General features: G+C 53.7%; 20 protein-coding genes, 1 tRNA gene and 1 pseudogene. 6 read left to right on the forward strand and 16 right to left on the reverse strand.

Annotated features, from left to right (window positions below):
- Positions 1 to 250: 250 nt before the first annotated feature.
- The 7 genes and pseudogenes from ETEE_RS15305 to pth all read right to left on the reverse strand — a co-directional run bounded on the left by ETEE_RS15305 (position 251) and on the right by pth (position 9,913).
- Entirely contained in the window at positions 251 to 1,231 is a 981-nt protein-coding gene (locus ETEE_RS15305) for an IS5-like element ISKpn26 family transposase (protein WP_000019440.1), read from the reverse strand.
- Positions 1,232 to 1,747: 516 nt separating this feature from the next.
- Complete coding sequence (locus ETEE_RS15310) at positions 1,748 to 3,199, reverse strand: sulfatase-like hydrolase/transferase (RefSeq protein WP_034165785.1); 1,452 nt, start codon at positions 3,197 to 3,199, stop codon at positions 1,748 to 1,750.
- Between the two features lie 94 nt (positions 3,200 to 3,293).
- On the reverse strand, positions 3,294 to 4,565 hold the full coding sequence (locus ETEE_RS15315; RefSeq protein ID WP_034165786.1) for an MFS transporter: 1,272 nt from the start codon (positions 4,563 to 4,565) through the stop codon (positions 3,294 to 3,296).
- 1,729 nt (positions 4,566 to 6,294) lie between these two features.
- Entirely contained in the window at positions 6,295 to 6,993 is a 699-nt protein-coding gene (locus tag ETEE_RS20390; protein ID WP_071881926.1) for a FadR/GntR family transcriptional regulator, read from the reverse strand.
- A gap of 25 nt (positions 6,994 to 7,018) precedes the next feature.
- A pseudogene (locus tag ETEE_RS22015) lies at positions 7,019 to 7,853 on the reverse strand (DDE-type integrase/transposase/recombinase); the annotation flags it as partial.
- 228 nt (positions 7,854 to 8,081) lie between these two features.
- Positions 8,082 to 9,173 carry a redox-regulated ATPase YchF gene (gene ychF / locus ETEE_RS15330; RefSeq protein ID WP_012848252.1) on the reverse strand — a complete coding sequence of 364 codons (1,092 nt, stop codon included), beginning with the start codon at positions 9,171 to 9,173 and terminating at the stop codon, positions 8,082 to 8,084.
- A gap of 149 nt (positions 9,174 to 9,322) precedes the next feature.
- Positions 9,323 to 9,913: an aminoacyl-tRNA hydrolase gene (gene pth, locus ETEE_RS15335; protein ID WP_012848253.1), complete on the reverse strand. Its 591-nt coding sequence runs from the start codon at positions 9,911 to 9,913 to the stop codon at positions 9,323 to 9,325.
- A 353-nt stretch (positions 9,914 to 10,266) separates the two neighbouring features.
- Here pth and ychH point away from each other — a divergent pair, with 353 nt between their 5' ends.
- Positions 10,267 to 10,545: a stress-induced protein YchH gene (gene ychH, locus ETEE_RS15340; protein ID WP_034165789.1), complete on the forward strand. Its 279-nt coding sequence runs from the start codon at positions 10,267 to 10,269 to the stop codon at positions 10,543 to 10,545.
- Positions 10,546 to 10,595: 50 nt separating this feature from the next.
- Here ychH and ETEE_RS15345 read toward each other — a convergent pair whose 3' ends face one another.
- The 4 genes from ETEE_RS15345 to lolB all read right to left on the reverse strand — a co-directional run bounded on the left by ETEE_RS15345 (position 10,596) and on the right by lolB (position 14,584).
- Complete coding sequence (locus ETEE_RS15345; protein WP_034165790.1) at positions 10,596 to 11,732, reverse strand: DUF1214 domain-containing protein; 1,137 nt, start codon at positions 11,730 to 11,732, stop codon at positions 10,596 to 10,598.
- 215 nt (positions 11,733 to 11,947) lie between these two features.
- A complete protein-coding gene (gene prs, locus ETEE_RS15350) occupies positions 11,948 to 12,895 on the reverse strand; it encodes a ribose-phosphate diphosphokinase (RefSeq protein ID WP_005293094.1) in 948 nt (315 codons plus the stop codon).
- 184 nt (positions 12,896 to 13,079) lie between these two features.
- A complete protein-coding gene (gene ispE, locus ETEE_RS15355) occupies positions 13,080 to 13,961 on the reverse strand; it encodes a 4-(cytidine 5'-diphospho)-2-C-methyl-D-erythritol kinase (RefSeq protein WP_034165791.1) in 882 nt (293 codons plus the stop codon).
- Complete coding sequence (gene lolB, locus ETEE_RS15360) at positions 13,958 to 14,584, reverse strand: lipoprotein insertase outer membrane protein LolB (RefSeq protein WP_167549810.1); 627 nt, start codon at positions 14,582 to 14,584, stop codon at positions 13,958 to 13,960. Before lolB ends, ispE begins: the two co-directional genes overlap by 4 nt.
- Before the next feature lie 212 nt (positions 14,585 to 14,796).
- Between lolB and hemA the strand changes: the two genes are divergently transcribed.
- The 5 genes from hemA (at position 14,797) to kdsA (ending at position 19,911) form a co-directional block, all read left to right on the forward strand.
- Positions 14,797 to 16,059: a glutamyl-tRNA reductase gene (gene hemA / locus ETEE_RS15365; RefSeq protein WP_034165793.1), complete on the forward strand. Its 1,263-nt coding sequence runs from the start codon at positions 14,797 to 14,799 to the stop codon at positions 16,057 to 16,059.
- 40 nt (positions 16,060 to 16,099) lie between these two features.
- Positions 16,100 to 17,182 (forward strand): peptide chain release factor 1, encoded by a 1,083-nt coding sequence (gene prfA, locus ETEE_RS15370; RefSeq protein WP_034165794.1) that lies wholly within the window; start codon positions 16,100 to 16,102, stop codon positions 17,180 to 17,182.
- The gene (gene prmC, locus ETEE_RS15375) at positions 17,182 to 18,021 is read left to right on the forward strand and encodes a peptide chain release factor N(5)-glutamine methyltransferase (RefSeq protein ID WP_034165795.1); all 840 of its coding nucleotides are present in this window, start codon (positions 17,182 to 17,184) and stop codon (positions 18,019 to 18,021) included. Before prfA ends, prmC begins: the two co-directional genes overlap by 1 nt.
- A 70-nt stretch (positions 18,022 to 18,091) precedes the next feature.
- Positions 18,092 to 18,901 carry a transglutaminase family protein gene (locus ETEE_RS15380; protein ID WP_034165796.1) on the forward strand — a complete coding sequence of 270 codons (810 nt, stop codon included), beginning with the start codon at positions 18,092 to 18,094 and terminating at the stop codon, positions 18,899 to 18,901.
- A 155-nt stretch (positions 18,902 to 19,056) separates the two neighbouring features.
- Positions 19,057 to 19,911: a 3-deoxy-8-phosphooctulonate synthase gene (gene kdsA, locus ETEE_RS15385; RefSeq protein ID WP_034165797.1), complete on the forward strand. Its 855-nt coding sequence runs from the start codon at positions 19,057 to 19,059 to the stop codon at positions 19,909 to 19,911.
- A gap of 55 nt (positions 19,912 to 19,966) precedes the next feature.
- Here the strand turns inward: kdsA and ETEE_RS21645 are convergent, their stop codons facing one another.
- The 5 genes from ETEE_RS21645 to araA form a co-directional block, all read right to left on the reverse strand.
- On the reverse strand, positions 19,967 to 20,104 hold the full coding sequence (locus ETEE_RS21645) for a hypothetical protein (protein ID WP_005284782.1): 138 nt from the start codon (positions 20,102 to 20,104) through the stop codon (positions 19,967 to 19,969).
- Between the two features lie 102 nt (positions 20,105 to 20,206).
- A complete protein-coding gene (gene dauA, locus ETEE_RS15390; RefSeq protein ID WP_034165798.1) occupies positions 20,207 to 21,907 on the reverse strand; it encodes a C4-dicarboxylic acid transporter DauA in 1,701 nt (566 codons plus the stop codon).
- 241 nt (positions 21,908 to 22,148) lie between these two features.
- Positions 22,149 to 22,634 (reverse strand): heme-degrading domain-containing protein, encoded by a 486-nt coding sequence (locus ETEE_RS15395; RefSeq protein WP_034165799.1) that lies wholly within the window; start codon positions 22,632 to 22,634, stop codon positions 22,149 to 22,151.
- A 139-nt stretch (positions 22,635 to 22,773) separates the two neighbouring features.
- Positions 22,774 to 22,863 (reverse strand) — tRNA-Ser (locus ETEE_RS15400).
- Between the two features lie 142 nt (positions 22,864 to 23,005).
- Entirely contained in the window at positions 23,006 to 24,505 is a 1,500-nt protein-coding gene (gene araA / locus ETEE_RS15405; RefSeq protein ID WP_034165957.1) for an L-arabinose isomerase, read from the reverse strand.
- Positions 24,506 to 24,525: the final 20 nt, after the last annotated feature.

Here is a 24,525-nt window from a genome sequence, read left to right on the forward strand (position 1 = left end):
CTAGATAATTTAGCAATGATACAATCTTATTGTGAAAGTTCAGTAATCAGACTAGATAATATTGTTTTAACATAAAAATATAATAGGGTGATACGCTATGCTAAGGAAGGTGCGAATAAGCGGGGAAATTCTTCTCGGCTGACTCAGTCATTTCATTTCTTCATGTTTGAGCCGATTTTTTCTCCCGTAAATGCCTTGAATCAGCCTATTTAGACCGTTTCTTCGCCATTTAAGGCGTTATCCCCAGTTTTTAGTGAGATCTCTCCCACTGACGTATCATTTGGTCCACCCGAAACAGGTTGGCCAGGGTGAATAACATCGCCAGTTGGTTATCGTTTTTCAGCAGCCCCTTGTATCTGGCTTTCACGAAGCCGAACTGCCGCTTGATGATGCGAAACGGGTGCTCTACCTTGGCACGGATGCTGGCTTTCATGTATTCGATGTTGATGGCCGTTTTGTTCTTGCGCGGATGCTGCTTCAAGGTTTTTACCTTGCCGGGACGCTCGGCGATCAGCCAGTCCACATCCACCTCGGCCAGCTCCTCGCGCTGTGGCGCTCCTTGGTAGCCGGCATCGGCTGAGACAAATTGCTCCTCTCCATGAAGCAGATTACCCAGCTGATTGAGGTCATGCTCGTTGGCCGCGGTGGTGACTAGGCTGTGGGTCAGGCCACTCTTGGCATCGACACCAATGTGGGCCTTCATGCCAAAGTGCCACTGATTGCCTTTCTTGGTCTGATGCATCTCCGGATCGCGTTGCTGCTCTTTGTTCTTGGTAGAGCTGGGTGCCTCAATGATGGTGGCATCCACCAAAGTGCCTTGGGTCATCATGACGCCTGCTTCGGCCAGCCAGCGATTGATGGTCTTGAACAATTGACGGGCCAGTTGATGCTGCTCGAGCAGGTGGCGGAAATTCATGATGGTGGTGCGATCCGGCAGGGCGCTATCCAGGGATAATCGGGCAAACAGGCGCATGGAGGCGATTTCGTACAGGGCATCTTCCATGGCACCGTCGCTCAGGTTGTACCAATGCTGCATGCAGTGAATACGCAGCATGGTCTCCAGCGGATAGGGCCGTCGGCCATTGCCCGCCTTGGGATAAAACGGCTCGATGACAGCGGTCATATTCTGCCATGGCAGAATCTGCTCCATGCGGGAGAGGAAAATCTCTTTTCGGGTCTGACGGCGCTTAGTGCTGAATTCACTATCGGCGAAGGTGAGTTGATGGCTCATGATGTCCCTCTGGGATGCGCTCCGGATGAATATGATGATCTCATATCAGGAACTTGTTCGCACCTTCCCTAATATTTATTAAGATGGTGTAACTATTGTATTAATAGGTTATTTATAGCATTGTGAAAAAGTCATGGTCAATAAGCTCATTCATATCATATTTACTTTAGGATTATCTTAATAGTCAGTCATTTTGTGAATATAAAATAACAAATCATTAATATAATTTTTTCCTGTTTGGACAAGAGGTTTCTTTCTCAAAATAAAAACAATATTTGTAATTGACATTGTAAGCGTAACAAGTGGATTCTATTTTAACATTAAATAAGATAATGGAGATATAGAGAATATCAAAAATCCTTTGTTAAGAAAAAATATCATTCAAATTTAAAGCTATAATAAATGGAACAGTCTGGCATAGAATGTATTAATTATATTTCTTTAAGTGATGTTGATTAGAGACAGATATTCTAGATTCGTATAGAATATCTGCCAGTGTTTATTTAATATAAATCCCTATATAAATCGCGCAGCACCAACTTTAGGAACTGGCCAGTGCCCACCTCGTTGATTATATAAACCAAAGTCAATGCTTGGTTCATCAAAGCTTTCACTAGGTAGACCGACTAATTTACCATCTTGAACCCACTTCTCATCTCCACCATATAGATTTGAGATCAAAAATGTAGTGAATTGGTCTATGATAGTTCTAAATTCATATATTTTTGCTAAATTGTTGATTTCGTCTATATCATTCTTAATATCAAATAGCTGTATGTAATTTCCATTAGGGTAATATATTAATTTATATTTTCCATCTGTTACCATTCTTGTGGCTAAAGCTCCTTGATTAACTTCGCCATATAGGAAGTCTCGTTTCGCTTCACTAAGTAGATTAATACCCTCAACAGTAGCTGGAGGCGATATATTGCATGCAGACAGCAGCGTTGGCATAATGTCTTCTAAACAGGCAACTCTATTATCAATAGTTCCGGCAAAATGACTTATTTGTTTGCCTGATAAAATAAGTGGAATATTAGTAGAGTTACGATAGAAATTTCTTTTTGCCACTAGTCCATGGTCGAAAAATGTATCACCATGGTCTGATGTAAACACCATTATCGTATTGTCCAGCAATCCTTCTTCGCGTAGAGTTCCGATAAGAAGTCTAATTTGATGGTCTATATGTGTGCATAGTGCATAAAAAGCCCTTTTAGCGCGTTGAATATCCATTGTTTTATACGGTGTCGCTTGTAAACGCAAACGACGAAGAACATCTACATCATCATTATCCCAGTCACCCTGAGCCGACTCAGGAAACGTTACATCGGCATACATATCCCAGTATGCTTGCAACGGTACTAATGGTGGGTGAGGATGTACATAAGATGCATAAAAAAATGCGGGTCTAGTAGGATCTTTACGTTTAATCATTCTTACCATCTGAGCCGTTGTCCAATTTGTCTGATGTGCTTCTTCTGGTAAATGCCATGGTCGAGTAAAATACTGATTATTTGACATACCATGAGTATATTCTTTTCCAAGATAACCATTATCCCCAAGCCATATTTGATAATCATCAGTTACGCCATAATTGTATCGAGCCTCTTCTGATAAAATCACATCATCAAAACCGATTCGATCACGCTGTGGATAGACATGAAGTTTTCCTACAGCATAGGTTTGATATCCAGCCTCACCGAAAGAGCCTGCTAGTGTTTTCATAGGTGGCATGGGGAGTTCATCAGTAAATACTCGATCACCATGCGTACGAGGAAAACTGCCAGTCATCAATGAGCGTCGGGCTGGAATGCAAACAGGACATGTACTGAAACAGTTTTTGAAACGAATACCACCACGAGCAAGCTGATCTAGAGTTGGGGTCATGATGGCGCTGTTTCCGGCGCATCCCATCATTGATGCAGCCCAATGATCGACAGTGATAAGTAAAACATTAGATTGAGTCATAGTATTTTCTCGCGTGAAATAAGTTTTCCTATTTATTATTACTCTAACTAAATTTTTCCACATAAAGAAACATATAAAATATTTAACTCACTTCTCATATCTCTTGTTGTTTGAACGGTGAAGATATATATTTCCACAAAATTATTGCAGCTAGTACATCAAAGAATGCAAGGCTAACGAATAAAGGGTCATAACCAATTGTAGTTACTGCAGCGCCAATAACCAATGAGAAGCATGCTTGACTTAGCCAAGCAGCTGAGCCTGTCCATCCACTCGCTGTGGCGACTTCATTTTTAGGAAAAATATCAGATGATAGTGTAATCAAAGCTCCTGAAATTGCTTGATGCGCAAAACCACCGATACAAAAGAGAGCTACAGCCATATACTTATCTGTTACTAGGCCAATACATGCGGGAGCAAACATTAATAGAGACCCTATAAGGACGACAAGTTTACGTGAAGTAATAATTGAGGTTTTAAATCGATTAACAAAAAATGGACATAAATATCCCCCTATAATACTACCGAGATCTGCTGCTAAAAATGGCATCCAGGCAAATAAGGCGATTTCTTTTAGACTCATGCCTCTTACTGTAGCCAAATAGATAGGGATCCAGAAAGTGAATGTTGCCCAAGCCGGTGCAATAAGGAAACGAGTAGACATTAATACCCATAGGTTTTTTTTTCTAAGCATATTACGCCAAGAAGTTTTAATTCCGTTTTTTTCGTCAACTGCTAATGTTTGCCCACTAATAATATAGTGCTTTTCATCAGGGCTAAGTCGGGTATGTTTTTGAACATCTCTATAAAACATCAGCCAAATGATTACCCATATAAAACCAAGTCCACCTACGATAACGAATGCCTCCTGCCAAGAGTAAGTTAAAATACACCAGATCACTAGTGGCGGTGCTATCATAGCGCCAATAGATGTTCCAGAGTTAAACCAACCAGTTGCGACGGATTTTTCTTTATCAGGAAACCATTCAGATACTACTTTCATTGATGCAGGGATAACTGCTGATTCTGATAAACCAAGTAATGTGCGAAAAAAAGCTAATGATATCCAACCCGTAGCAAAAGCATGAATCATACATGATAATGACCATAAAATAGCAAAAACTGCGTAACCTATTCTACTGCCAAGTATATCAAGTATATATCCTGCAATAGGTTGCATTATCATATAAGCGCCTTGAAATGCAGCAACAATATATGAGTACTCCTGTGTAGTAAGACCAATATCATCTTTAATTGTTGGCATTGCGACAGCTAAAGCACTTCTATCAAGATAATTAAGTATCACAGCTAGTGTCACGAGTCCTATTATCCACCATCTTAAACCTAAGATATGTTTTTTCTTCATCTTTCACCTCTAATTTATAGATCTTCCCAGTTATTGGATAATTGAAAAATGTTAACATTGTATGGTTTGTACAATAATGATGTTTAAATTAAAAAACGCTAATAATCCTATGTGGAACAGTGGTAGAACCACAGGACCACATACTATCATCATCCCAAATGAATATTTTGTGATCTGAACTGAAGAAAAGTAAAACTTACACATAGAATACTATTAACAATGAAATATGATTAATTCGTGCTTTTTTTATTTATTTTTAATGATTCTGTTTTGTCATTTTGTTCTTTTGTGGTTATTTATTCTTTTTTGTGAGAAAATTATGTTGTGGGAATAGTCAAAGTCGCCATTTAACTATTTATAATATTTATGTCTTGGCGATATTCATTATTGATGCCAATGTTTTTGAGCCGTTAATTGAGATACCCTGGATTTTTAGGAGAGCATGTCCTTGTGCGTGCAACATTCCAAAGCAAGTTTTTAGTAGGTTGTTACATCGTGACATTGTTTCCAGATTGCTGATGTAGTTATGTGAAATAGATAGATTAACTGATTGTTCTTTTGATGCTTATTATATATGTAAGCTAACTTGTATGAGATAGTCTGCATATAAAGATAAAGCGTGGTTGATCATATGAAAGATCTCTCGATAGAGTCGTATTTTAGCTACTCGTGTCAAATGTATTTGAGAGATCTGCTAAATTGGCAAATATGGTGCTGGAAAGTCAGATCGGGTCGAAATACTCATGTCAAATTCGTAGAGGAGAGGTTAGAAAATCGTCCGACTACACCTTTTTCTTATCCAACGCCGAACTTGGCATGGCTTCGCGTATGTGGCGTTAATTATTAATATATTCACCTAGCTTATCGTTGAGGGGATGGCCAGCGTCCGATGTAGGCAATGTTCCCTCTACAAGCATTAGAGCTGGCATCGTGAATCGTTGATAAACTGGTATTATCCATCATAGTGATAAGAGCGCACAGTGCGTGTTACGGGCATGTACGTAATGACTGTAGAAGGCAGAGGTGCTGCTCCTAATAGGCAGTACAAGTGGCTCTTATGATAGCGTAATGGTCGAAAGTACCAACAGATTGCAGGAAAAACTGCATAGAAATGAATCGACGATGCTGACGTGGGTAGTTTAGTAGAGTTGATACAACAACCAGCCATGCTGGAACGACATTGATAATGTCTTACATGTTGAAATTGAAAAAGTATAATATATTTCCATCGAAAGCATTTTTATAGCAACCTGAGCTCTCGGATTAAAAATTTCTATCAAATTAGATTGGTTTATATTTTAAAAAAATCAGTGACCTATTTGTATTATTGTCCAACGTCAAGGATATCTACCTGTAGCCAGCCGTGTTATTGATGGAGGGCCCTGAACTTGAATCGTCGCCATAACGTGAAATAAGTGCACTAATTAATACCTCATCAATTAACAGAATGTGTGAGCATCAAATAATACTTGATGGAAGAGTCCCTACTTCCAGTATACTCTGCATAGCTACTCTGAACGGAATAGGAGATATTTCAATAATTAATACGTTTTATATATTGTCATAGATGAAAATCATAAAAAATTCGCATTAATTATTTTTATTAAAAAGATGTTAAGTGTCCTCAATACTATTGAAAGTAATGAAGCATGGAGTCATTACATTACCATGCTTCGTTATTGAAGGGGAGATCTAACAATAAAAGCCATCTAATATATCTGCTAGCACATCAGTCTATGACTTCATCAAAAAAGAATGAGGTGACACTTTCTACATGTTTAATCATAGCATCTCTAGCTCCGCTAGAGTTTCTTTCCTCAATGCAAGTTATAATTTGTTTGCGATAAGCCTGACGATCCTTGCGCTGATAGTAGATTTTTGTTTTTAAACGAAATGATTCAAGTAGCGGTGTTCTCATTAATTGCCATATTTGATCATTAATTAACGACCAGACTGGATTATCAGTTGCTGAAGCTAACCTCTTATGAAATAAGAGGACCCAATCTGCATCAGGAGAAGGGTAATCATCATTGCTCATTATTCCATTTAAAGCCTCCTTTAACTGTTCTATGTCACTTGGCGTTGCATTAAGAGCGGCAAGTCCTGCAATTTCAGCATCAACAACACGCCTTACACTCATGAGATGAGTTGGACTAATTTCTTTATTTAATAATAAAATAGAGTTTGTAATAGGAGTTTTTGAAGCTACGATTGAACCAACCCCATGCTTTATCACAACATAACCAGCTAGCTCAAGAGAAAGCAAAGCTTCACGCACAACGTTTCGGCTAACATGAAGGATGCGCGCTAGCTCTCTTTCTGCTGGTAAGCGTTGATGTAAAGAAAATTCCCCAGAGACAATCTTTGCTTCAATTCTCTCAGCTACGTACTGGTAAGTTTTCTTATTTTCAATAGGTTCAAAAGACACTGATTTTCTCCATGTGATTTAGCTCATTATCCGTCGGTTTCCAGACCGTGAGAAGTCCATTGCTATACCGTTGTCATACGCCCAGAGATCCAGCATTTTAGATATAAATTCACTACCCTTGTCTGTCTACAGCAGTTCGAGAACTCGCTGCTTTAATGCCTTTGGACGCGCCATCACCGAGACAACATCCTCCCTGCAGCCCTTGACCCATGAGGATCGCCAGGTACTCACGACTAAAATTATCGACTATAGTCAATGCGCAGATACAGCGTCCATTGAACAGATTATCAGCAATGAAGTCCATGCTCCAGCACTGGTCTATTGCCGTTACTTCCGGATGGACGCTTTTGTGCCTGACTCGTCACATACCGTCAGGGCGTTTTGCTCGTAAATTCAGACCTTCCTGACAATAAATTCGGTGTGTTTTCTTATGAGTAACCAGCAGCCCTCCCGGCGTAGAAGAATATGAATATGCTGAATACCGTAGCAAATGTGGGTTTCTGCTATTTATCTTATCCGTAAAGCGATGGCCCGCTCATCACGGCAGCTACAATAGTTATATACTGTGCTGTTTTGCATCATCAGACGATAACCTCGATGTAACCCGATATGGTAGGTCTCCAGCAGCCAGGCGATAGCTTCGCGCTTCTGCGCCGGTCTTAGGATTTTTTTGATAACTTCCTGCAGCATCTCTTTGTCCAGACTTAAATCTGCCATCATGCCGCCAAACTTTTTTGCCAATTGTAAAAAGTAGCCTCAGAAACACCAATCTTTCTGAAGACCTCCCCCACTCGAGTGCTGGTTTCGGCTTGTTTCAGAGCAAAAGCAACCTCTTTCCCTGTATAACGTGTTTTTTTCATGCTAGATAACCTCTTTTTTCAGGAGAAGAAAGACTGAAAACTCTACTTTGCGCTGGTCTTGAACAAAGGGAAGAGTGCTGTACTCATCCATCTCCTTATTTTCGACTGGGTTGTTACGAGATGAGTTGAGACATTATGAAATGAAAAATCCACGCAATTGCGTGGATTTTATGGGGTTTTCCAGTCTTCATGCGATTCACTGAGATCGCATGAGACAACAGAAGCGAATTAGACGTTAAACAGGAAGTTCATGATATCGCCATCTTTGACGATATAGTCCTTACCTTCAGAGCGCATCTTACCGGCTTCCTTGGCACCCTGTTCACCCTTATAGGTGATGAAGTCGTCAAAGGCGATGGTCTGGGCGCGGATAAAGCCTTTCTCAAAGTCGGTATGGATTTTACCGGCGGCCTGCGGGGCGGTAGCGCCGACGGGAATCGTCCAGGCGCGCACCTCTTTTACCCCGGCGGTGAAGTAGGTCTGCAGGTTCAGCAGCGTGTAGCCGGCGCGGATCACGCGGTTCAGGCCCGGCTCTTCCAGACCCAGCTCGGCCATGAACTCGTCGCGATCGGCGTCGTCTAGCTCGGCGATATCGGCCTCAACGGCGGCGCATACCGGAACCACAACGGATCCCTCTGCGTCGGCGATGGCGCGCACCTGATCCAGGAACGGGTTGTTCTCAAAGCCATCTTCGTTGACATTGGCGATATACATGGTCGGTTTTAGGGTCAGGAAGCTCAGGTACTTGATGGCCCCTTTTTCTTCATCGCTGAGGTCCAGCGCGCGCAGCATGCCGGCCTGCTCCAGGTGCGGCAGGCATTTTTCCAGCGCGGAGAGCTCCAGCTTGGCATCTTTGTCGCCGCCTTTGGCTTTCTTCTGCACGCGGTGAATCGCACGTTCACAGGTATCCAGATCCGCCAGCGCCAGCTCGGTGTTGATCACCTCGATGTCTTCCGCCGGATTTACGCGGCCGGAAACGTGCACGATATTGTCGTTTTCAAAGCAGCGGACCACGTGGCCGATGGCTTCGGTTTCACGGATGTTGGTCAGGAACTGGTTGCCCAGGCCTTCCCCTTTAGAGGCGCCCTTTACCAGGCCGGCAATGTCGACAAACTCCATGGTGGTCGGCAGGGTGCGCTGGGGTTTCACGATCTCGGCCAGCTGATCCAGACGCGGATCCGGCATCGGTACGACGCCGGTGTTCGGCTCAATGGTACAGAACGGGAAGTTGGCTGCTTCGATCCCCGCTTTGGTCAGCGCATTGAACAGCGTGGATTTACCGACGTTGGGAAGCCCGACGATACCGCATTTAAAACCCATGTTTAATCACCTTAACTCATTGAATTTTTGGCTGTTTATAGATTAACCGCCAAAGAAACAGGAAAATATTGCCCAATTATACACGCAACGCGTCATTTTCTCGACTTATCCGTAGGGGGCGTGCGGGAGGCGGCGTTGCTGCGTCGCGCTTAGCGGACGCTGGCCTTGAAACCGTTGAGGCGATTCATCGCCCTGTCCATGCCCTCCTGCATCAGCAGATCGGTGCAGCGCAGCGCCTCGTCGATGGCTTCATCGATCAGGGGCTGCTCGCTGGCCAGCGGTTTACCCAGAACAAAGCCAACGACCTTGCTTTTGTCGCCGGGATGGCCAATGCCGATGCGCAGGCGATGAAAGTTGGGGTTGTTGCCCAGCTTGCTTTGAATGTCCTTCAGGCCGTTATGGCCGCCGTTACCGCCGCCGAGCTTCAGTTTGGCGACGCCCGGCGGCAGATCCAGCTCATCGTGTGCGACCAGAATTTCATCCGGGGCGATGCGGTAAAAACCGGCCAGGGCGGAAACGGCTTTGCCGCTCAGGTTCATGAAGGTGGTCGGCACCAGCAGGCGCAGGTCATGGCCTGCCAGGCTGAGGCGGGCGGTATAGCCAAAAAATTTGCTCTCTTCTTTCAGGGACTGGCCGTGGCGTTCGGCGAGGGCGTCAACGAACCAGGCGCCGGCGTTGTGGCGGGTCTGGGCGTATTCAGCGCCAGGGTTAGCCAGGCCGACAATCAGTTTAATCGTCATCTGTGCATTCAGTCTTTATGTGATAGGCGCGGGCAGTGCCGCGGCAGATAGTAGGCAAAGCGCCAAAGCGTAATTAGACCATAATTTGCCGTCGCTCACTACCCTGCCGGCGTCTACAGAGGGGGGGGGGAAGGGGAGGCGCTTTCCCGTTTTTCGGCGGCGTGCGGCGCGGTGTCTCCGGGGGTATCGCATCGGGAATGTAAAATCCGTGTGATTTGTCAAGATAAAATGTGAGCTATAACCAAGCAGATGAATATCAAGGGACTATACTGTCACTAATGGGATAGATTAGCGCTCTTGATGAGTGGCTGGCTATACATCAGTAGATTTGACTGATACAGGGGAGGTGACCAATGAAACGTAAAGGCGCGGAGCTGCTTGGCAACGTTCTAATGGGGCTGGGGCTCATTACCATGGTGGGTGGTGTGGGCTACTCTGTGCTGGCTCAGTTACCCCAACTGGATTTACCCCAATATTTTTCTCACGGCGCCGTCATGAGCATCTTTATCGGCGCGCTGTTATGGCTGGTCGGTGCGCGCGTTGGCGGTCGTGAGCGCGTCGCCGACCGCTATTGGTGGGTACGCCACTACGATAAACGCTGTACCCGTAAAACGCGTGAACGTCATTCTTAAAACAACGACGTGTCATTAACGTTTAGACGCCGCCGGGAGGGCGGCGTTTTTTATGGGCGCGCGTCGGCGCCGTGCGGCAGCAGCTGAACGTCAAACTCGGGGTACTGCTGAGATCCGAGATAGCGGATGACGACCATTCCCTGATCATAGCCAGCGCTGGTCAGGTTGTTGCTCAGATCGCGCGGCTGGCGCGATAGGTGAATTTGGTAGCGTCCGTCCGCCTGGCGAACAATCTCTTGTCCGGTTAGGTAGGTTTTGGCCATCCGATAGTCTGGAGTTATATAGTAAGGCGTATAGAAAACGACAGAGATATAGGTTGCATCCCGGGGCAGGGTACCGCTGATACGGATCACGCTGTCGTCGTGGGGCAGCGAGACGTAAACGCCGTCGTAGCGGTTATCCGTGGTCGGATATAGCGCATCGGACAGGCTGCGATCGACCTCGACCTCCTGGCTGCTGTTCCGAACCCGGCTCATCTTGGCGGAAAGATCCAGCGAGCTGAGCACCAGGCTACGGTAGAAGCTGGCCGCGAGGGCGCTGCGCCGCGGCGCATCGGCGATGGGCGGCGCGGGGTGACCCGTCAGGCGGCGAATATGGTAGCGGGCGGGGCGCTGTGCCTTTTGCTGTCCGCTGTGATAATACTCACGCACGATGACCATATAGTCATCCGGCGTGGTGACGATCGCATCTTGCCCCGGCGGGGGTGTCGCCGGCGTCAGGCGCAGGCTAAAGTTGCCCTGCCGGTCGATCTGCATATCCTTGGTCGACCGGTTCTGCTCTGCCCGGGCGACGTTACGGCCATCGTGCATGGCATAGACCTGAAAACCCACATAGTCGGCAGCGCCAACGTTGCCGCTGATGACATAGTCGCTGCGGCTGTCAAACAGGGCGGAGTTGTAGGTTGTCCAGGGGTTGTCACCTGCGACCTTACGAGTCCCGCTCATCCAGTCGACAAAGTAAGGCGTCGCCTCCGCCGCCTGGCGTAGAAAGATCGCACTAGAAAGCGAGGCGGCGCTGTGCAAGAACTGCTGGGTGGCGGCGTCATACGGCTGACCGAGCTGCATACGCTGGTTAAAGCGGTCGGCCCGTCGGGCCATCTCTGCCTGGGGCAGCGGGCTGGCAAACAGGGAGGTGCAAAGCACCGTGGCTGATAGGGTAAGCAGGGTGGCGCGTAATACGCTGTACATGATGGCGTCCGTTGCAGGCCGTGGCGTCGGCGATGAAAGAAGACTATCACAGGGTGCGGGACGGGGCGGGAATGTCGGTGCGGCGTATAGGGATGGTTTAACGTTGGCGAGGGCATCTAGAAGAAGGGCGGCGTGCGGTGGGCCCTACCCAGCCCACCGCGCGACAGAAACGAAAAACGGCGGATAAATCCGCCGTTGTTATCTGGCGCAAGCTATCAGTGTTCAAACATCGCAGAGATGGACTCTTCGTTGCTGATGCGGCGGATGGCCTCGGCCAACATGCCGGACAGCGTCAGGCTGCGCACCTTGTCCAGCGCCTTGATCTCCGGCGCCAGCGGAATGGTGTCGCACACCACAAACTCATCGATGACGGAATTCTTGATGTTGTCGATGGCGTTGCCGGAGAAGATCGGGTGGGTCGCATAGGCGAATACGCGCTTGGCGCCGCGCTCTTTCAGCGCTTCGGCCGCTTTGCACAGGGTGCCGCCGGTATCGATCATGTCGTCGACCAGGACGCAGTCGCGATCGGCGACGTCACCGATGATGTGCATCACCTGGGAGACGTTGGCGCGCGGACGACGCTTATCGATGATGGCCATGTCGGTATCGTTGAGCAGTTTGGCGATGGCGCGGGCTCGTACGACGCCGCCGATGTCCGGAGAAACCACGATCGGGTTTTCCAGCTTCTGCTGCAGCATGTCTTCCAGCAGGATCGGGCTGCCGAATACGTTATCTACCGGTACGTCGAAGAAGCCCTGGATCTGTTCTGCATGCAGGTCCACGGTCAGTACGCGGTCAACCCCTACGCTGGACAGGAAGTCAGCGACGACTTTTGCCGTGATCGGCACACGGGCGGAGCGCACGCGGCGATCCTGGCGTGCATAGCCGAAGTAGGGGATTACCGCCGTGATGCGGCCGGCGGAGGCGCGGCGCAGTGCGTCAACCATGACAACCAGCTCCATCAGGTTATCGTTGGTCGGGGCACAGGTGGACTGGATGATGAAAATATCACCACCGCGTACATTTTCGTTGATTTGCACGCTCACTTCGCCGTCACTAAAACGGCCTACAGCGGCGTCGCCGAGGCTGGTGTACAAACGGTTGGCAATACGTTGTGCTAGTTCCGGGGTAGCGTTACCAGCAAAAAGCTTCATATCAGGCACGAGAAGAACCTCAGGCTTGCGTCCAGAGAAGTTGATAGTACGGCGCGCTAACTAGGAGTGGGCTGACGCGCCGCATTACCCTACGGGTATTGTTTGAGTCACGGCAGACTCTGCATTCGTTCGGCGAACAAATGGCCGCGCAGCACGTAAAGCGATTGTCAAACACTGCATAATGCTTTAAACGTTAACCAGTTACGTGCATAGAGGCCAGCAGCTCGGAGCGGACACGGTGCAACGGCGACGTATTGACGCCACGCGCCACGAATCCCTGCATCCACTCGGGGGCAATGCTGAGCACCTGACGGGCCGCCTGCTCGGTGTCGAATTCCGCAAACACGCAAGCGCCAGTCCCTGTCAGACGCGACGGCGCGTATTCTAGCAGCCACGAAAGCGCCTGTTCAACCTCACGAAAACGTTTTCTTGCTATTGGCTCGCAATCATTACTGTACGGTGTTGCCAACAGTTCAGCCAAAGTTCTTACCGGAGAGTCTCTTTTCAGCGCAGGATCGGCGAAGATCGCCGGCGTGGAAATGCTGACGCCAGGATGTGCAACAAAGTACCATTTTTCTTCAGGATGTGCGGGCTGTAACAATTCGCCAACACCCTGCGCAAAGGCGGCAACGCCATTAACAAAAACCGGTACATCTGCGCCCAGGCTCAATCCAATCTCAGCCAGACGCGCGTCGCTTAACCCAGCCTGCCACAGGGTGTTCAGGGCGACCAGGGTGGTGGCCGCATCCGACGAGCCACCGCCGAGACCGCCCCCCATGGGCAGAATCTTTTGCAGCGCAATGTCGGCCCCGCATCCGGCAAAGTCGGGTGGCAGCGCGGCACGCAGCGCCCGCGCCGCGCGGAGGATCAGGTTATCCTCATCCGCGACCCCCGCTACCGGCGTCAGCAGACGCAGCCGGCCATCGCTACGTGCCTGAATTGTGAGCGTGTCGCCGTAGTCCACAAACTGGAACAGGGTCTGCAGCAGATGGTAGCCGTCGGCCCGCCGCCCGGTGATGTAAAGAAACAGATTCAGCTTGGCCGGCGCCGGCCAGTGGGTCAGCGCGTCGATCATGGCCGTAGCGTCCAGCTGTCCATCTTCAGCTTGATCCGCTGGTCGCCCTGGCTCAGCTCCAGCTGTGCCGGTAAGGGTGGGGTGACGCGGGTGTCATAACGCAGGTAATCGACCTGCCAGTTCTGGCCAGCATGGCGGTAAGTTAACTGGCTGAGGTGTTGTGTGCTATCCAGGCGAACCTGCTGTGCCTGGCCGGGCAGCCCCAGCATCCACTGACGCAGGTTATCCAGCGGGATCTGCATCCCGGTGAGCTTTTCGAGCATGACGGCGGCGTTGTCGCTCACGTAGCGGCGCCCCTGGCTGTCGGTGATCTGTGCTACGCCCGGCTGAACGTTTAGCTCCAGCTCGGTGCTGCCGAGGGGATTGGTCAGCAGCAGGCGATAGTGCCCGGCGGCCGTCTGTTGCCAGAAGAAACGCGCATATACCTTTTGCTTATCGGAAAGATAGGCAAATGCCCCACGAGTCTGATAAACCGTGATATTTTCTACCTGCTGCTGGTGGGCTTGCCACTGCGGCGAACTGACGCTGCCGCCGCTATTTTTATCGGGCAGCGTGCCGCAGGCAGCGAGCAACAGACAGCTAACTGGCAGTAAACGCAGGAGATTTACCTTTTTCATTCTCATAATCCATGGTGAGTATACTCTGGGGCTAACGCTAGCCTGCTTGTCGGGGAGCGTCAATGGGCGCGGCGGCCTAATCCGGGGGAAAAGGGTAAAAAATGTCTGTTGGCGCACGCGCTCCGGCGGCGCGGTGGCTTTTATTGCTTCGGTGCATCAAGTAGAATGCAGCGATAACCGATAACCCTAATGAAGTCGCGACTACTTGACGGTTTTTCATGAGTCTTCTTGCACTTGGAATCAATCATAAAACGGCGCCGGTCTCCCTGCGGGAACGGGTAACGTTTTCGCCCGATACGCTGGATCGGGCTATTGAAAGCCTGCTGCGACAGCCGTCGGTGCAGGCCGGGGTAGTGCTGTCGACCTGTAACCGCACCGAGCTGTATCTGAGCGTGGAGCAGCGGGCCGATCTGCGTCAGCAGATCGTTGACTGGCTGTGCAGCTACCATCAGCTGAGGCCGGAGGAGGTGAGCGACAGTCTCTATTGGCATCAGGATAACGAGGCGGTCAGCCATCTGATGCGGGTGGCCAGCGGTTTGGACTCGCTGGTGCTGGGCGAGCCGCAGATCTTGGGTCAGGTGAAGAAAGCCTTTTCGGAATCTCAACGTGAGCAGGCGCTGTCTGCTGACTTGGAGCGTCTGTTTCAAAAGACTTTCTCGGTAGCCAAGCGGGTACGCACGGAGACCGAAATCGGTTCCAGCGCGGTATCGGTGGCGTTTGCCGCCTGTACGCTGGCGCGCCAGATCTTTGAGTCCCTGACCCGGCTTAACGTGCTGCTGGTCGGGGCGGGCGAGACCATTGAGCTGGTGGCTCGTCATCTGCATCAGCACCAGGTGCAGCATATGATGATCGCCAACCGCACCCGCGAACGTGCTCAGGCGCTGGCCGATGAGGTCGGGGCCGAGGTGATTTCGCTGGCGGATATCGACGCCCGCCTGGCGGACGCCGATATCGTTATCAGCTCGACGGCCAGCCCGCTGCCGATCATCGGTAAAGGGATGGTTGAGCGCGCGCTGAAGGCGCGGCGCAACAGGCCGATGCTGCTGGTGGATATCGCCGTTCCACGCGACATTGAGCCGGAGGCCGGGGATCTGGCCAACGCCTATCTGTACAGCGTGGATGATCTGCACGCCATTATTCAGGGTAATATGGCTCAGCGGCAGGCGGCGGCGGTGCAGGCCGAGCATATCGTGCAGCAGGAGTGCGCCAACTTTATGGCCTGGCTGCGCGCGCAGGGGGCCGTCGACACCATCCGTGAATACCGGGCCCAGGCGGAGCAGCTGCGGGCCGAAGCCGAAGCCGAAGCGCTGGCGGCGCTGTCGCAGGGCGTCGAGGCCGAGGCGGTGATCCGCCGCCTGGCGCATCGCCTGACCAACCGCCTGATCCATGCGCCGACCAAATCCCTTCAGCAGGCCGCCGGCAGCGGCGATGCCCAGCGTCTGCAGACGCTGCGCGACAGCCTTGGGCTGGATCATAATTAGTTCTCTCCTTTCTTACATATTTACAGGTAAATAGCCACGCATGAAGCCTTCTATCGTTGCCAAACTAGAAGCATTACAGGAGCGCCATGAAGAAGTTCAGGCACTGCTCGGTGATGCCGGAGTCATTGCCGATCAGGACCGTTTTCGCGCGCTGTCGCGTGAGTACGCACAGCTGACCGACGTATCGCGCTGTTTTCTGGCCTGGCGCCAGGTGCAGGACGATCTGGCCACGGCGGAGATGATGCTGGACGATCCGGAAATGCGTGAGATGGCGCAGGAGGAGATCAAAGAGGCGCGCGGGCGCCTGAGCGAGCTGGAGCAGCAGCTGCAGATCCTGCTGCTGCCCAAAGATCCTGACGATGAGCGCGACTGTTTCCTTGAGGTGCGCGCCGGCACCGGCGGCGATGAGGCCGCGCTGTTTGCCGGCGATCTTTTCCGGATGTACAGCCGCTACGCCGAGGCGCGCCGCTGGCGCATCGAGATCATGAGCGCCAGCGAGGGCGAGCACGGCGGCTACAAAGAGGTGATCGCCAGGGTGAGCGGCGACGGCGCCTATGGACGCCTTAAGTTTGAGTCCGGCGGCCACCGCGTGCAGCGCGTGCCGGCGACGGAGTCTCAGGGGCGTATCCACACCTCTGCCTGCACCGTGGCGGTGATGCCGGCGGTGCCGGAGGCCGAGCTGCCGCAGATCAATCCGGCGGATCTGCGTATCGATACCTACCGCTCCTCCGGTGCGGGTGGGCAGCACGTTAACACCACCGACTCCGCCATCCGCATTACCCACCTGCCGACCGGGATCGTGGTGGAGTGCCAGGATGAGCGTTCACAGCATAAGAACAAGGCCAAGGCCATGTCGGTGCTGGGCGCGCGTATCCGCGCCGCCGAAATCGCCAAGCGCCAGCAGGAGGAGGCATCGACCCGCCGCAATCTGCTGGGCAGCGGCGATCGCTCCGATCGCGTCCGCACCTATAACTTCCCGCAGGGGCGGGTGACCGACCACCGTATTAACCTGACCCTGTATCGCCTGGATGAGGTGATGGAGGGTAAGCTGGACACCCTGATCGAGCCCATCGTGCAGGAGCACCAGGCCGATCAGCTCAGCGCGCTCGCCGAGCAGGAGTGATGCGCTACGATCAATGGCTGCGTCAGGCCTGCGCGCGCCTGACGCCGGGCGACAGCCCACGGCGCGACGCGGAGATCCTGCTGGAGCACGTGACCGGCAAGGGGCGCAGCTTTCTGCTGGCCTTTGGCGAGACGCTGCTGACGGCGGCGCAGCTGGCGCAGCTGACGTCTCTGTTGGCGCGGCGCGCGCAGGGAGAGCCGGTGGCTTACCTGATCGGCGAGCGTGAGTTTTGGTCGCTGCCGCTGACGGTGTCCCCGGCGACGCTGATCCCGCGTCCGGATACCGAATGCCTGGTCGAGCAGGCGTTGATGCGTCTGCCGGCGATGCCGGCGCAGATTGTCGATCTGGGCACCGGCACCGGCGCCATCGCTCTGGCGCTGGCCAGCGAGCGCCCCGATTGCCGGGTAAGCGCGGTGGAGTTCAACCCCGACGCCGTGGCGCTGGCGCAGCATAACGCCGCCCGTCTGGGGCTGTCGCGGGTCGAGATCCTGCAGGGCAGCTGGTTTACGCCGCTGGCCGGACGGCGTTTTACCCTGATCGTCTCTAACCCGCCCTATATCGACGCCGCCGATGGCCATCTGAGCCAGGGCGACGTGCGTTTTGAGCCGGCCAGTGCGCTGGTGGCCGCCGAACAGGGACTGGCCGATCTGCGGGCGATCGCCCGTCAGGCGCCGGCTCATCTGGAGCCGGGGGGATGGCTGCTGCTGGAGCACGGCTGGCAGCAGGGGGCCGCCGTGCGCGCCCTGCTGACGGAGTATGGCTTCTGCGGTGTGGAGAGCGTGCGGGACTACGGCGATAACGAGCGGGTGACCTTAGGACAGTACCGCCCGCCGCGCTGAGGCGGCGGGAGATGCCGAGTGTGATGATGAAACAGACGATCAACGGGCTGCCGCTGATGATGGAATGGGTATGAGTGTAATAGCCGATTTTGCCTTTGATGAGGCGTTGCTGAGCGACGGCGTGCTGCAGATGCAGCATGCCGTCCGCTCCGAACTGGATCCGGTGCGTCTGCGCGCCGAGCTGGATGGCCTGGCCACGCAGGCGCAAGCGGCGCTGCAGGGGATAGGCGACGAGCAGGCGCGTCTGCAGCGTCTGCTTACGCTGTTTTTCGGCGAGTGGGGATTCGGCGGAGTCAGCGGCGTCTACCGGCTCTCCGATGCGCTGTGGTTGGACACCGTGCTGGCGCGCCGCCAGGGAACGCCGGCCTCGCTGGGGATCATCCTGCAGCATATTGCCCAGGCGCTCGCGCTGCCGCTGCAGGCGGTGGTGTTCCCGACGCAGCTGCTGCTGCGCGCCGACTGGCCGCAGGGTGGCTACCGGCTGATCAATCCCCTGAACGGGGAGACGCTGGAGAACGCCCTGCTGGCGGTATGGCTTAAGGGACACCAGGGCATGCAGGCCCGCATGAGCAGTGGAGACATTGAGGCGGCGGACAACAGCCAGGTGGTGCGTCGTCTGCTGACAACGCTGAAGGCGGCGCTGATGGAGGAGCAGCAGGTTGAGCTGGCGCTCAACGCCTGCGAGGCGCTGCTGTGCTTTGAGCCGGAGGACCCCTATGAAATCCGCGATCGCGGGCTGCTCTATGCCCGCCTGGAGTGCCCACACATCGCGCTATCCGATCTGAACTACTTCATCGAGCAGTGCCCAGAGGATCCGGTGGCCGAGGTGATTAAGCTCCAGATCCATGCCATTGAACAGTTTGAGGTGGTGCTGCACTAGCCATGGGCCCCCCTGTGGGGCATCGGCGCCGCGTGGCGCCGTGACCCGGGTTTTCTTTTGCCTGCGCAGGAGCGGCGACAGGCGGCGGAGTATGGCATACTCTGCGCGTTCGCTGTTCGGTCAGCAGGGTTTTTCTCAAAATTTAAGGCGCAAGCATGAAACAGAAAGTTGTCAGCATTGGTGATATTCAGGTCGCAAACGATCTGCCGTTTGTTCTGTTTGGCGGGATGAACGTGCTGGAGTCGCGCGATCTGGCGATGCGCATCTGTGAGCACTACGTCACCGTGACCCAAAAGTTGGGCATTCCCTATGTCTTTAAGGCCTCCTTCGACAAGGCCAACCGCTCCTCTATCCACTCTTACCGCGGCCCGGGCCTGGAAGAGGGGATGAAGATTTTCCAGGAGCTCAAGCAGACCTTCGGGGTGAAGATCATTACCGACGTCCATACGCCGGAGCAGGCGCAGCCGGTGGCTGACGTGGTGGATGTCATTCAGCTGCCTGCCTTCCTGGCGCGCCAGACCGACCTGGTTGAGGCGATGGCCAAAACCGGTGCGGTGATCAACGTGAAGAAGCCGCAGTTCTTAAGCCCGGGCCAGATGGGCAACATCGTGGATAAGTTCCAGGAGGGCGGCAACGAACAGGTGATCCTGTGCGATCGCGGCAGCAACTTCGGTTACGATAATCTGGTGGTCGACATGCTGGGCTTTGGGGTGATGAAGAACGTCAGCCACGGGGCGCCGGTGATTTTTGACGTGACCCACTCCCTGCAGTGCCGCGATCCGTTTGGCGCCGCCTCCGGTGGCCGTCGAGCCCAGGTGACGGAGCTGGCGCGCTCCGGGATGGCCATCGGCCTGGCCGGGCTGTTTATCGAGGCGCATCCGGATCCGGCGCACGCCATGTGTGACGGCCCTTCCGCGCTGCCGCTGGAGAAGCTGGAGCCGTTCCTGGCCCAGATGAAGGCCATCGACGATCTGGTGAAGAACTTCCCGCCGCTGGATACCGCCAACTAAGGCGCGGGCCGTACGCTCTGCATACGCAGCGGGGGAGCCTAGGCTCCCCCGTTTTTTATCCGCGTTCGCAGAATATCCCCTGTACGCGTCCGCCGGCGTCCAGGCAGGCATCCTGCATCAGGAAACGGTCGGCTCTGATACCGGCATAGAAGGCGGCGCACAGGGCAACAAGGGCTATTAGGGCTCTTTTCATGGCGTTCTCTCTCCGTGTGGGAGCGCGATCATAGCGGGGCGCGGGGCGGGGAGACAGGGAAAAATGGCGCCCGTTTGGGCGCCATTGCAGGAGCGGACGGCGTTAGCGCTTCTCCTCTAGCGTGCGCAGGGCATCCGGCAGGGTGGCAAAGAACGCCATACGCCCTTCGATCGGCACCACGCGCGCGCGCGCCAGGGTCTTCAGCGGCTGGAACGGCATATCCGTGACTATCAGGCGCTTGCCCTGCGGCAGCGAATCGACGAAGCGCAGGAACGCGTTCAGGCCGCCGGCGTCCAGCACCGGTACGGCGTCCCACTGCATGACGACGGTCTGGTATTTATCCCCCATCGCCAGGATCTCGTTAAAGATACGCTCGGCGGCGGCGAAGAACAGCGGACCGCTGACGCGCAGCACCAGCACCCCGCGCGTATCGTCATGGCTCACCTCGCTGATGCGGGTCATCCGCGCAATGCGGCGCATAAACAGCAGTGAGGCCAGCACGATACCAACGGTGATGGCGATCACCATATCAAACAGCACCGTCAGCGACATGCACAGCAGCATGACTATGATGTCATCCTTGGGAGCCCGGCGCAGCAGGTAGACGACTTTGTGGGCCTCGCTCATGTTCCAGGCCACTATCAGCAGCAGGGAGGCCATGGCCGCCAGTGGCAGATAGGAGAGCCAGGGGGCAAGGACCAGCAGCGCCAGAATCACCAGCAGGGAGTGGATCACCGCGGAGACGGGCGAGGTAGCGCCGGCGCGGACGTTGGCCGCCGAGCGTGCAATCGCTGCGGTTGCGGTAATACCGCCGAAGAAGGGGGCGGCAATGTTACCCAGGCCCTGGCCTATCAGCTCGCCGTTGGAGTGGTGCTTTTTACCGGTCATGCCATCCAGCACGACGGCGCACAGCAGAGACTCGATCGCGCCCAGCATCGCCATGGAGAACGCCGCGGGCATTAGGGCCGACAGGCTGTGCCAGCTCAGGCGGATCTCCTCTCCCCCCGGGGAGGGGATGTTCCACGGCAGGACAAACTGCGGCAGGATCGGCGGGATGCCCTGACCGTGGCTGCCGTCGGCCAGCACATAGCTAAAGCGGGAGCCGATGGTGGCCACGTCATGGCCGAACAGTGAACAGATCCCCATCACCGCGCTGCCGGCTAGCAGCGCCGGCAGATGCCCGGGCAGGCGTAGCCCCAGCTTGGGCCAGAAGATCAATACCGCCAACGTGGTGGCACCGATCAGGGTGTCCGCCCAGTTGATGGTCGGCATGGCCTGCGCCAGCGCTGCCACCTTAAGCAGGTAGCTTTCCGGCACGTGCTCCAGATGCAGGCCGAAGAAATCCTTGATTTGCATGGTGCCGATGGTGATCGCGATCCCGGAGGTGAAGCCAAGGGTAACGGAGAGCGGAATGTATTCAATCAGGCGGCCAAAGCGCGCCATCCCCATCAGCAGCAGGAAGATCCCCGACATCAGCGTGGCCACCAGCAGTCCGGAGAGGCCGAACTGCTGCGAGACAGGATATAGGATGACGACAAAGGCGGCGGTGGGGCCGGAGACGCTATAGCGCGATCCCCCGGTCAGCGCGATCACGATACCGGCCACGGCCGAGGTATACAGGCCGTACTGCGGCGGTACGCCGCTGCCGATGGCCAGCGCCATGGCCAGCGGAATGGCGATGATGCCAACGGTGATGCCGGCGATGAGATCCTTGGTGAAACGCTGGAGCGAGTAAGGATCGCGCCAGCAGGATTCAATCAGCGCGCTGAACGGCATAACGCCGCCAATTTTATGGGTTTTCATTATGCGATTAAACCAACTATAGAAAAATCAAAGAAAGGCGGGCCATAGGCGGTCCGTCGCGAAGAGGAACAATACGATACGCCTTTAGCTAAGCGGAAATATAGATATATATCAAATCAGATGAGCAAACTAGGTAGGTGCTAAAAAAATAGGTTTTTATTCTGACGTCTTACGGCGCAGAGCAGGCGGGAGCTGGGTTGCTCGATCCCCCGCCGTTGGAGAAGTAAAAGACTTTTACCCATTAGGCAGATTTTTGTTGGCTAATGCCAAGAAAGCGGGCAATAACCTCACTGACCAACAGATGGTCGTCCAGCTGGGGCGCGCCGGACACGCTGATGGCGCCGACGCAGCCGCAGTTGACGATACGTAGGGGGAAGCTGCCGCCCTGGGAGGCATAGTCTGCCGGATCCAGGCCGTAAAAGGCCTCCAGCGTGGTATTCCGCAGGGTCAGGCGCATTCCCATCGCATAGGAGCTGCGCTGGAAGCGCAGTACAACGTTGCGCTTACGGCGGATCCATTCGGCGTTGTCCGGCGAGGTGCCGGGCATGGCACAGTGAAAGAGGGTCTGTCCGGCAAACTGGATATCGATGGTGACGTGCAGGCCGCGTTGCTCGGCCTCCTGGCGCAGTGCGCAGCCTAACTGCCAGGCGGTATCGGGATTGAATAGGGGAAACTGGAGCTGCTGCTCCTCGGCGGCCAGTCGCGCCAGCGCTTCTTCACTGCTCATAGGCGTTCCTTCTCTTGCGGTGTCATGACATAACTATCGGCAATCGATCGGGAAGGGGGCGCGACGGGGATCGGATTTTGTGATAAATCCGGGGACAGAAATGCAAAAAGCCCGGCCATAGGCCGGGCTTTCTAGAATCTGGCGGTGAGGAAGGGATTCGAACCCTTGATACGTTTTCACGTATACACACTTTCCAGGCGTGCTCCTTCAACCACTCGGACACCTCACCAAATTTTCCGCTGCGGCGTTGTGCGCTGCAACGGGGCGCTACTATAGGGATAGAGCCCCGCAGGGTCAAGCAGATTTTTTCACACTCTGTCCATCTGACGAATGCGTAGCCAATCTGGGGCGTTTATCGGCATACTCTACCGTTAGATGCCGAGGTGGTAGTACACCGCGTTCCAGCGTAACTGCTGTTTTAGCTGCTCCAATTGGGTTTCTTGATCGATCAACACAAACTCGATGCCCATCAACTCGGCGAAACGCTGTAACTGCGACGCATCGACCGCTTGAGTAAACACTGAATGGTGGGCGGCTCCGGCGAGTATCCACGCCTCGGTGCTGGTTTGCAGGTCGGGTAAGGGTTGCCATAGGGCACAGGCTACGGGGAGGCGGGGCATGGCCTGCGGTAGATCGACCACCGACACGCGATTGACGATCAGGCGGAAGCGGTTACCCATGTCGATCAGGCTCGCATTACAGGCTGCTCCTGCGGGCGCATGGAAACGGAGTCGTGCCGGAGCGGCTTTGCCACCGATACCTAGTGGCTGAGCATCCAGTAAGGGGCGCTCATCGGCGATGGAGGGGCAGACCTCCAGCATGTGAGCACCGAGAACCCATTGTTGTCCCGGTTGGAGATGATAGGTGTAATCCTCCATGAAGGAGGTTCCGCCAGGTAATCCCTCCCCCATGACCTTGATGGTACGTAGTAAGGCCGCTGTTTTCCAATCGCCCTCTGCGCCGAAACCATAGCCTTGTTGCATTAAACGTTGGCAGGCGAGTCCCGGTAGTTGATGTAGGCCATGCAGATCCTCAAAGGTCGTGGTAAAGGCCGAGAAACCGCCCTGCTGGAGAAAGCGCTTGATTCCAATCTCCTGGCGGGCGGCCTGTACTAAAGAGTCGCGCAATGCTCCTCCACGCTTGACCGCATCCGTCAGGGTATAGCTGTGCTCATACTCATCGATGAGCGCCGTAACGTCTCCGTTGGCGATTTCGTTGATAGTCTGTACCAGATCACCCAGCGGGTAGTAATTAACCTGATAACCGAAGCGGATCTGGGCCTCGACTTTATCGCCTTCGGTCACCGCTACGTCGCGCATGTTGTCGCCGAAACGTGCGATCTTCATCTGGCGACTGTCGTGGATGGCTGCCGCTAAGCGCATCCAATCGCTGAGTCGCCGCCAGACATCCGGCTCTTGCCAGTGTCCAACCACGACGCTGCGCGCTAGGCGTAAGCGAGCGGCCATAAAGCCGAACTCGCGCCCACCGTGAGCCGTCTGGTTGAGATTCATAAAGTCCATATCGATCTCTTGCCAAGGCAGATCGCGGTTGAATTGGGTATGGAACTGCAACAGTGGTTTTTGCAGTTGGCATAGCGCCGGGATCCACATTTTGGCGGGTGAGAAGGTGTGCATCCAAACCATTACGCCGACACAGCGGGCATCATGATTGGCGTCTAAGATTCGGCGGCTGATCTCGTCGAGGGTGGTCGCGCAGGGTTGTAATACGATCTTCAATGGTAGACTGGCTAAGGTGTTTAACTGGCTGACTAACGTATGGGCGTGATCGGCCACCTGTTTTAGGGCTTCAGGGCCGTAAAGATGCTGACTTCCGACGATAAACCACACCTCATTCTGTTTCATTGATTCCATCTTGTGATCCTCATTAGTGA

Origin of the sequence: Edwardsiella anguillarum ET080813 (assembly GCF_000264765.2) — a bacterium.
Lineage (GTDB): Bacteria > Pseudomonadota > Gammaproteobacteria > Enterobacterales > Enterobacteriaceae > Edwardsiella > Edwardsiella anguillarum.